Source organism: Streptomyces phyllanthi (genome assembly GCF_009377205.1).
Classification (GTDB): Bacteria; Actinomycetota; Actinomycetes; order Streptomycetales; family Streptomycetaceae; genus Streptomyces; species Streptomyces phyllanthi.
The window spans coordinates 1-8,872 of record NZ_VJZE01000392.1 but is presented as its reverse complement, the minus strand read 5'-3'; the positions used below and the strand labels follow the sequence as shown (position 1 = coordinate 8,872).

Annotated in this window: 6 protein-coding genes; 1 reads left to right on the top strand and 5 read right to left on the bottom strand. The window is 70.4% G+C overall.

Going from position 1 to position 8,872, the window contains the following annotated elements; genetic code table 11:
* Positions 1-59 precede the first annotated feature (59 nt).
* From FNH04_RS35470 to FNH04_RS35455, 4 genes are all read right to left on the bottom strand, one after another.
* The gene (locus FNH04_RS35470; RefSeq protein WP_322724774.1) at positions 60-1,508 is read right to left on the bottom strand and encodes a dihydrolipoamide acetyltransferase family protein; all 1,449 of its coding nucleotides are present in this window, start codon (positions 1,506-1,508) and stop codon (positions 60-62) included.
* A gap of 10 nt (positions 1,509-1,518) precedes the next feature.
* Positions 1,519-2,514: an alpha-ketoacid dehydrogenase subunit beta gene (locus FNH04_RS35465; RefSeq protein WP_152789961.1), complete on the bottom strand. Its 996-nt coding sequence runs from the start codon at positions 2,512-2,514 to the stop codon at positions 1,519-1,521.
* Complete coding sequence (gene pdhA / locus FNH04_RS35460; protein WP_322724772.1) at positions 2,511-3,734, bottom strand: pyruvate dehydrogenase (acetyl-transferring) E1 component subunit alpha; 1,224 nt, start codon at positions 3,732-3,734, stop codon at positions 2,511-2,513. The genes FNH04_RS35465 and pdhA overlap by 4 nt, the downstream gene beginning before the upstream one ends.
* Positions 3,735-4,239: 505 nt before the next feature.
* Positions 4,240-5,787, bottom strand: a complete 1,548-nt coding sequence (locus FNH04_RS35455; RefSeq protein WP_152789960.1) for a protein kinase domain-containing protein — start codon at positions 5,785-5,787, stop codon at positions 4,240-4,242.
* A gap of 426 nt (positions 5,788-6,213) precedes the next feature.
* Here FNH04_RS35455 and FNH04_RS35450 point away from each other — a divergent pair, with 426 nt between their 5' ends.
* Positions 6,214-7,866 (top strand): protein kinase domain-containing protein, encoded by a 1,653-nt coding sequence (locus FNH04_RS35450; RefSeq protein WP_152789959.1) that lies wholly within the window; start codon positions 6,214-6,216, stop codon positions 7,864-7,866.
* A gap of 66 nt (positions 7,867-7,932) precedes the next feature.
* On the opposite strand, the gene FNH04_RS35445 is transcribed toward FNH04_RS35450, so the two are convergent.
* Positions 7,933-8,472, bottom strand: coding sequence for a bacterial proteasome activator family protein (locus FNH04_RS35445; protein WP_152789958.1), 540 nt, complete (start codon positions 8,470-8,472; stop codon positions 7,933-7,935).
* Positions 8,473-8,872 lie beyond the last annotated feature (400 nt).

Genomic DNA, 8,872 nt, shown 5'->3' with positions numbered 1-8,872 from the left:
GGCTCACCGCCGGCCGGCGGTGAGCCCCTCCTGCTTGCTTCCTCGCTTCCTCAGCCGGCTCACGCCCAGCTGATGAGCCTCTTCGGCTGCTCCAGGACCGCCGCCACATCCGCCAGCACCTTCGAGCCCAGCTCCCCGTCCACCAGGCGGTGGTCGAAGCTCAGTGCCAGGGTGGTGACCTGACGGGGCTTCACCTTGCCCTTGTGGACCCAGGGCTGGAGCCTGATGGCGCCGACGGCGAGAATCGCGGACTCGCCGGGGTTGAGGATCGGTGTGCCCGTGTCGATGCCGAAGACACCGACGTTCGTGATGGTGACCGTGCCGCCCTGCATGGCGGCGGGGGAGGTCTTTCCCTCCCGCGCCGTCGAGACCAGCTCGCCCAGCGCCACCGCCAGTTGCGGAAGCGTCTTGTCGTGCGCGTCCTTGATGTTCGGCACGATCAGCCCGCGGGGGGTCGCCGCCGCGATGCCGAGGTTCACGTACCGCTTGAGCACGATCTCCTGGGCCGCCTCGTCCCAGGACGCGTTGATCTCCGGGTTCCGCCTGATCGCGACCAGCAGGGCCTTGGCGATCAGCAGGAGCGGGTTCACCCGCAGGCCCTCGAACTCCCGGTCCTGCTTCAGCTCCTCGACCAGCTTCATGGTGCGGGTCACGTCGACCGTCACGAACTCCGTGACATGCGGCGCCGTGAACGCCGAGCCGACCATGGCCTGCGCGGTGGCCTTGCGGACACCCTTGACCGGGACACGGGTCTCACGGGCGGCGTCGTACGACACGGTGACCGGCGACGGGGCGACCGCGGGAGCCGGGGCGGCGGGTGCGGCCGGGGCCGCCGGGGCGGGAGCGGCCTGCGGCGCGGCGGGCTCCGCGGCCGGAGGGGCCACCGCCGCACGCACGTCCTCACGCGTGATGATCCCGTCCGGGCCGGACGGCGTGACCGTCGCCAGATCGACCCCGAGGTCCTTGGCCAGCTTGCGCACCGGCGGCTTCGCCAGCGGGCGCGGCTGCGCGGTCCCATGGCCGTTCAGCTCGGCCTGGGCGCCCTGGAGCGCCGAGGACGCGTACGGCTGGTCCTCGGCGGCCGGGGGCTCCACGGGTCGGGCTCCCCGGCGGGGACGGCGCCGGGTGGACGACTCCGCGACCCCGTACCCGACGAGCACGGGCTTGCGGCCCTGCGGCTTGGCCGGCTCGGCGGCCTTCGGTGCCTCGGCCTCGGGCGTCGGCGCCTCATCGGCGGGCGCGGCACCGCCCGTCACGTCCACCGCGATGATGGCTGTGCCCACGTCCACCGTCGTGCCCTCGGGGAAGTGGAGGTCGCGTACGACACCGTCGTACGGGATGGGCAGCTCGACCGCCGCCTTCGCCGTCTCGACCTCGCACACGATCTGTCCGTCGGTGACCGTGTCACCGGGCTGGACGTACCACTTGAGGATCTCGGCCTCGGTGAGTCCCTCGCCCACGTCGGGCATCTTGAACTCCCGCACGGACGCTTCAGTCATCGTCGTCACGACCCTCTCCTCAGTACGCCAGCGAGCGGTCGACGGCGTCGAGTACCCGGTCCAGGTTCGGCAGGTACTCCTCCTCCAGCCGCGCCGGCGGATACGGGGCGTGGTAGCCGCCGACCCGGAGCACGGGCGCCTCCAGGTGGTAGAAGCACCGCTCGGTGATCCGGGCGGCGATCTCCGCGCCGGAGCCGAAGAACACCGGCGCCTCGTGCACCACGACCAGGCGGCCGGTCCTCTCGACCGAGGCCTGGATCGAGTCGAAGTCGAGGGGGGACACGGAGCGGAGGTCCAGGACCTCCAGCGACCTGCCCTCCTCCTCCGCCGCCCCGGCGACCTCCTGGCAGAGCTTCACCATCGGGCCGTACGCGGCGAGCGTGAGGTCGGTGCCCTCCCGTACGACACGGGCCTTGTGCAGGGGGTCGGGGATCGCCTCGCGGTTGACCTCGGCCTTGTCCCAGTAGCGGCGCTTCGGCTCGAAGAAGATCACCGGGTCGTCGCTCTGGATGGCCTGCTGCATCATCCAGTAGGCGTCGGACGCGTTCGACGGAGAGACGATCTTCAGGCCCGCCACATGCGCGAACAGGGACTCGGGGGACTCGGAGTGGTGCTCCACCGCGCCGATGCCGCCGCCGTACGGGATCCGGACCACGACCGGAAGCTTCACCTTGCCCAGCGAGCGGGCGTGCATCTTCGCGAGCTGGGTGACGATCTGGTCGTACGCCGGGAACACGAAGCCGTCGAACTGGATCTCCACCACCGGGCGGTAGCCGCGCAGCGCGAGGCCGATCGCCGTGCCGACGATGCCCGACTCGGCGAGCGGGGTGTCGATGACCCGGTCCTCACCGAAGTCCTTCTGCAGCCCGTCCGTCACCCGGAACACGCCGCCGAGCTTGCCGACGTCCTCCCCCATGATCAGAACCTTGGGGTCGGACTCGAGGGCCTTGCGCAGCGATTCGTTGATCGCCTTGGCCAGCGCCATGCTCCTGGATGCCACAGCCTGAGCGGTCATCGCTTCCCGCCCTCCTCCACGTCAGCGAACGAAGCCTGGTACGCGGCGAACTGGGCACGCTCCTCGTCGACGAGGGCGTGACCGTCCGCGTACACGTTCTCGAAGATGGCGAAGTGGTCCGGGTCCGGCATGGCACGCACCACCTCGCGCACTCGCCTTCCCAACGCCTCGCTCTCCGCTTCGAGTTCCGAGAAGAATCCCTCGTCCGTGTCGGTTTCGGACTCGAGGTAGCCGCGCAGGCGCGCGATCGGGTCCTTCGCCTCCCAGGCCACCCGTTCGTCGTCGTGGCGGTAGCGGGTCGGGTCGTCGGAGGTGGTGTGGGCGCCCATGCGGTACGTGTACGCCTCGACGAGGGTCGGCCCCTCACCGCTGCGGGCCCGCTCCAGGGCCCACCTGGTGACGGCGAGGCAGGCCAGGACGTCGTTGCCGTCGACCCGGACGCCGGGGAAGCCGAAGCCCTGGGCGCGCTGGTAGAGCGGCACACGGGTCTGCTTCTCGGTCGGCTCGGAGATGGCCCACTGGTTGTTCTGGCAGAAGAACACGACCGGCGCGTTGTAGACCGCGGAGAAGGTGAACGCCTCGGCGACGTCGCCCTGGCTGGACGCGCCGTCACCGAAGTACGCGATGACCGCCGAGTCCGCGCCGTCCTTGGCCACGCCCATCGCGTACCCCGTCGCGTGCAGCGTCTGGGAGCCGATGACGATCGTGTAGAGGTGGAAGTTGTTGCCGCTGGGGTCCCAGCCGCCGTTGTTCACGCCGCGGAACATGCCGAGGAGGTTCGTCGGGTCGACGCCGCGGCACCAGGCGACGCCGTGCTCACGGTAGGTCGGGAAGACGTAGTCGTCGTCGCGCAGGGCCCGTCCGGAGCCGATCTGGGCGGCCTCCTGGCCGAGCAGCGAGGCCCACAGGCCCAGCTCGCCCTGGCGCTGGAGCGCGGTGGCCTCGGCGTCGAAGCGCCGGGTGAGCACCATGTCGCGGTAGAGACCGCGGATCTCTTCGGGGGTGACGCCGGCGACGTACGCGTCGTACTCGGCGTTCTTGATCCGCTTGCCCTCGGGCGTCAGCAGCTGGACGAGCTCGGGCTCGCCGCTCGACGTCTTCCTGGCGGCAGTGCGGGTGGTGCGCTTGGTGCCGGTGGTGCTGCTCTTGGTGCCGGTGGTGCCGGCCTTGCCTCCGGCGCTGCGTCGCGGCTTGCGCGCGGCAGTGCTCTCCACGGTCACGTGTGCTCCTCCGTCGGTCCGGCCCCCGGGATTGCCGGGTGGCCAGTGCGGCTCGCCTGGTCCCGCAACCCGTGCACGGGGTGGGTGCCCTCGGCCGGGAACAGGCGTGACAGGTGCCCCGGCGAGCGCCCTGCAGAAGGCACGTTACCCAGTGCTCCACATTCCTGTGAAACCCCTCCTGACCTGCGTTTTTCCTTGGATTTCCAAGTATTTTCCCTCGGATTTCCAAGTAGCTCGCGTTTGTCGGGAACAACTGCTGGTCACAGCACTGGTCACAGCCTCGCAGGGGGCCGGAACACCGGCACGTTATCCCGCTCACCCCGAACACGGGAAGGGTTCGCCTCGTGGATCCGTCGTGCCGGTCCACCGGAACGGCGCAAGGGACCGGCGCGTCGGCAACGAAACGGCACGCGCGCGTGGGGCACGGTTCTGTGCTCCACGCGCGCGTGAAAGGTGTTTGCCGGTGATTCCCGGATCCTCAGGAGCCCTCAGGCCGCGGCCCGTGTCAGGAATCCCCCTCGTCGCCCGTGACACCGCCCGTCGGCAGGTCCGGGGTCTCCTCCTCGTCCGGCGGCGTCGTCTCCTCCTCCGTCGGCTCCTCACTGGCCGTCGCGGTGTTCGACGGCTGACCGCCCGACGGCTGGCTCTGCGTGTTGGAGGGGGTGGGGGTCGGTGACGGGGTGTACGAGGGCGACGACCAGCCCGAGCCGGACCCCGTGCTGGTGTCCTCCTCCGTGGCCTCGTCGGTGGGCTCCTCGCTGGGCGACTCGCTGGAGTCCTTGTCCTCGGACTTCGTGGCGGTCGGCGACTGGGTCGTCCCCGAGCCGCCTCCGCCGCCGTCGTCCTTGTTGTTCAGCGCGAGCGCGACGCCCGCCGCGATGGCGATGACCGCGAGGACCGCGAGGATCCACAGCTTGCCGCGGCCGCTGCCGCGGTTGCCGTGGCCCTCGAAGCCGCCGTCGTCCCGGCCGCCGCCGTTCGGCAGGATCGGCTGCGGGATCTGCGCGGTCCCCATCTCACCGGGGTGCGGCAGCGCGGCCGTACCCGCAAAACCACCGGACGGCGTGTGCGCGCCCTCGTGCATGGTGACGGGCCCGGTGTTCCAGGTGCCGGTGTGACTGCCCTGGTCGTACAGCATCTGGAGGCCGTACTGGACCAGCCCGCGCATCTCCTCGGCCGTCTGGAACCGGTCGTCCGGCTCCTTGGCGAGCGAGCGCATCACGAGCCCGTCGAGCTCCGGCGGCGCACCGTCGGAGAACTCGGAGGGGGGCACCGGGATGTCCTGCACATGCTGGTAGACCACCGACAGCGGTGTCTCGCCGACGAACGGCGGCCTGAGCGCGAGGAGCTCGTACAGCAGGCAGCCGGTCGCGTACAGGTCGGAGCGGTGGTCGACGGCCTTGCCGAGCGCCTGCTCCGGGGACAGGTACTGGGGCGTGCCCATGACCATGCCGGTCTGCGTCATCGTCGTGGACGCCCCGTGCAGGGCGCGGGCGATGCCGAAGTCCATCACCTTCACGGCGCCCGTGTTGGTGATGATGACGTTGGCCGGCTTGATGTCGCGGTGCACGATGCCGTGCTGGTGCGAGTAGGCGAGCGCCTCCAGCACCCCGGAGACGATGATCAGCGCCTGCTCCGGCCCGGGTGCCTCGGCGTTGATCAGCAGGTCGCGGATCGTCCGGCCCTCGACCAGCTCCATCACGATGTACGGCGCCGGAGTCCCGTTGACGATGTCCTCACCGGAGTCGTACACCGCCACGATCGCGTGGTGGTTCAGCCCGGCCACGGACTGCGCCTCACGCGTGAAGCGCGCTTTGGAGACGGGATCCTCGGCGAGATCGGAACGCAACAGCTTGACCGCGACCGTACGGCCGAGACGCACGTCCTCGGCCGCGAAGACCTCGGCCATGCCGCCACGGCCGAGTCTGCGGGTCAGCCGATACCGGCCGTCCCCGACAAGCCCACCATTGCCCCACATCTCCGGCGCGTCTGACGTACCGCCGCCAGCCGCCTCGGGGTCGGACGGGCCCTGAGCGCGCTGCTGTGCCATCAGTCCTCGCCGTCGTTTCTGCCCGCGGTCCGCGCGGTCGTTGCTACGGTCTTCCGTCGGGCCACGCTACAGCCTCCGCGCAAGAGGCCGGTCCGACTTGTATCTGAGACGGAATCAGGATGGACCGGCCATCAAACCTTCCGGGCAGCCCGTCGTGCAAATCCCGACCGCCTGCCGTGCACATACCGTGTACCTGCCGTGCGGACCTCGTAACGCTCCCGCGACGCTTCTTTCTCGTACGGTCACGGATCGGGCACCCCGCTTGACGTGTCAGTGCCCTGGGGCAGACTTGGCCGGGAATCACTCAGCGGATCACGACGCATCACGATGGACCGCGACGGACCGCGAGGATTCAGAGGATCACGAGGATCACCGAACGCGGGAGCCACGCCGGCAGTCCCAGCGGGTGGCGATGGGGGACGCAGAAACATGAGCCAGGACGGCGCACAGGGCCGGTACGGGGGGAGTTCGCTGGCCGGCGGCCGCTACCAGCTGCGCGATCTGCTCGGTGAGGGCGGCATGGCCTCAGTGCACCTCGCCTATGACTCCGTGCTCGACCGGCAGGTCGCGATCAAGACACTGCACACCGAGCTCGGGCGTGAGCAGGCCTTCCGCGAGCGGTTCCGCCGCGAGGCCCAGGCCGTGGCGAAGCTCACGCACACGAACATCGTCTCGGTCTTCGACACGGGCGAGGACGACCTGGGCGGCATGACGACTCCGTACATCGTCATGGAGTACGTCGAGGGCAAGCCGCTCGGCTCGGTGCTCGACGCGGACGTCCGGCAGTACGGCGCGATGCCCGCCGACAAGGCGCTGAAGATCACCGCGGACGTGCTGGCCGCGCTGGAGATCAGCCACGAGATGGGCCTGGTCCACCGCGACATCAAGCCCGGCAACGTGATGATGACGAAGCGCGGCGTGGTCAAGGTCATGGACTTCGGCATCGCCCGCGCCATGCAGTCGGGCGTCACGTCGATGACGCAGACGGGCATGGTCGTCGGCACCCCGCAGTACCTCTCGCCGGAGCAGGCGCTGGGCCGTGGCGTCGACGCGCGCAGCGACCTCTACTCGGTCGGCATCATGCTGTTCCAGCTGACCACCGGGCGGCTGCCGTTCGAGGCGGACTCGCCGCTGGCGATCGCGTACGCGCATGTCCAGGAGGAGCCGGTGGCCCCCTCCTCGATCAACCGTTCCCTCCCCCCGGCGGTGGACGCGCTGGTCGCCCGCGCGCTCAGGAAAAACCCGAACGAACGTTTCCCGAGCGCCGAGGCCATGCGTGGCGAGTGCCTGCGGGTGGCCGCCTCGCTCCAGGCCGCCGCTCCGAGCATCGTGCCGGGCGCGCAGACGTCCAGCGGTGCCGGGGTGGCCTCCGCCGTCTTCCCGCCGGTCGGCCAGTCGGCCCCTCTGGCGGGGCCCGTGCAGACGCCGTACCAGCCGGGCCCGTACGGCCCGTCGGCCTCGGGGCCCGGCCCGGTCCCCCAGCCGCCCTCGCCGGCGTACGGCTACCCGCAGCAGGGCGGCTACCCGACGCCGCCGCAGTCCGCCGCGTACTCGCCACAGCAGGGGCCGGCGACCCCACCGCCGTACAACATCACCCCGCAGCCCTCGACGCCGGCCGCCGGTTCGCCCCGGAGCGGCAAGGGCAACAAGGGCGTCGTCATCGGCTCGGTCGCCGTCTCCCTCGTCGCGATCGGCGGCCTCGTCACGGCCCTGCTACTGAACAGCGGCAGCGACAACCAGGGAGGGGGTGGGGAACCCACCGCCTCCTCCTCGCCCTCGGTGGTGGCCGGACACAAGGGCCCGGACACGACCAAGACCATCGAGACGACGGAGTGCACCGAGCCGTCGGAGTCGTACGACGACCCCGACAAGATCATCGTCCCGAACTTCACCTTCAAGAACATCGACTCGGTGAAGAAGTGCCTCCAGGCGGCGGGCTGGCAGTACGAGTCCAGGGACTACGACGAGAACACGTACGGCGAGGGCACGGTCATGGAGCAGCTCCCCGCGGCCGACGACGAGGCCGACCCCAAGGACATGCCCAAGATCGTGCTGTACGTCTCGACGGGCAACCCCGCCTGAACCCGGCTCGTACGAACGGGAAGGGGGCCCGGCACTCGGATGTGCCGGGCCCCCTTCCCGTGACTGCTACAGGTACGGCCCGCCCGAGCGGCCACCCGTGCGCGGGTCCTCCTGGCCGTCGCCGCCGACGCCCGGCGGGAGGGCACGGCGCATCTGCTCCAGCTGGGCCCTCGCGGCCATCTGCTGGGCGAACAGGGTGGTCTGGATCCCGTGGAACAGGCCCTCCAGCCAGCCGACCAACTGGGCCTGCGCGATACGCAGTTCCGAGTCGCTGGGGATCGCCTCGTCCGTGAACGGCAGGGAGAGCCGCTCCAGCTCCTCGACGAGCTCCGGGGCCAGGCCGTCCTCCAGCTCCTTCACCGAGCTGGCGTGGATCTCCTTGAGCCGGGCACGGCTCGCCTCGTCGAGAGGTGCCGCCCGCACCTCCTCCAGAAGCTGCTTGATCATGCTGCCGATCCGCATGACCTTCGCCGGCTGCTCCACCTGTTCCGTCACCGGAATCTCGCGGGGGTCCTCGTCCCCTCCGCCGCCGAGCGCCAGACCGTCCTGGCCGACAACCAGGATCTGGGGACTCTCGGACGATCTTTCGTTCCTCGGCATCTCCATGCCGCCATTCTCTCGCACCCGTACACCTCATCACCGTGGTGCCCCCGGTGAGGGGTGATCCACCGTTTACGTACGGGCCGTTCGTGTCGAGGTCCGCCCCCATGACCGGTATGCACCGATTGCCGGACCCGGGATGCCGGGACGGAGGCGGCGTGTGAGCCTGGGGTGGCTGCCGTACGTACTCGCACCTCTCACCTCGCACACGCACCTCGCATCGGAAGGGGTGGCGACGTGGCTCCATGGCTTCGCATACGGCGACGGCTCGCACGACGGCCCCGCTTACCGCACGGGGCGCTGACGGCTCCGGCCCCGGCGGTCCCGGTCGTGACGGCTCTGGTCCTGGCGGTGGGCGCCATCCAGCCGTCGTACGCCGCCGAGCCGGCCGAGCCCACCCCCACGG

Excerpts from the sequence above, each read along its gene's own strand:
- FNH04_RS35465 (WP_152789961.1), bottom strand. The coding sequence starts at position 2,514 with ATGACCGCTCAGGCTGTGGCATCCAGGAGCATGGCGCTGGCCAAGGCG.
- FNH04_RS35450 (WP_152789959.1), top strand. The coding sequence starts at position 6,214 with ATGAGCCAGGACGGCGCACAGGGCCGGTACGGGGGGAGTTCGCTGGCC.
- FNH04_RS35445 (WP_152789958.1), bottom strand. The coding sequence starts at position 8,472 with ATGGAGATGCCGAGGAACGAAAGATCGTCCGAGAGTCCCCAGATCCTG.